1 protein-coding gene is annotated in these 586 nt (G+C 64.8%); it reads left to right on the top strand.

All coding sequences use genetic code 11. The annotated features are described in order from the left end of the window. Positions 1-586, top strand: a 586-nt coding sequence (locus tag ACT3SZ_RS16395) for a superoxide dismutase (protein WP_444620414.1), incomplete at both ends; no start/stop codon positions are given.

Genomic DNA, 586 nt, shown 5'->3' with positions numbered 1-586 from the left:
CTTCCCGACCTGCCCTACGACTACGACGCCCTCGAGCCGCACATCTCCGCCGAGATCATGCAGCTCCACCACGACAAGCACCACGCGACCTACGTCGCCGGCGCCAACACCGCCCTCGAGGCCCTCGAGAAGGCCCGCGAGGAAGGCACCAACCCCGACCAGATCCGCGCGCTGTCGAAGAACCTCGCGTTCAACCTGGGTGGCCACACCAACCACTCCATCTTCTGGAAGAACCTCTCCCCCAACGGCGGCGGCGAGCCCACCGGCGAGCTGGCCGAGGCCATCACCCGCGACTTCGGCTCCTTCGACAAGTTCAAGGACCAGTTCTCCTCCGCAGCCCTGGGCCTCTACGGTTCCGGCTGGGCCGTGCTGGGTTATGACCACATCGCCGGACGCCTCGTTGTCGAGCAGCTCACCGACCAGCAGGGCAACACCTCGATCAATCTCACCCCGCTGCTGATGCTCGACATGTGGGAGCACGCCTTCTACCTGCAGTACAAGAACGTCAAGCCGGACTACGTCAAGGCCGTCTGGAACGTGTTCAACTGGGACGACGTCGCCGAGCGCTTCGCCGCCGCCAAGAACT

Origin of the sequence: Corynebacterium sp. AOP40-9SA-29 (assembly GCF_052377405.1) — a bacterium.
Taxonomy (GTDB): domain Bacteria; phylum Actinomycetota; class Actinomycetes; order Mycobacteriales; family Mycobacteriaceae; genus Corynebacterium.
This window is presented reverse-complemented; position numbering and strand designations above follow the sequence as displayed.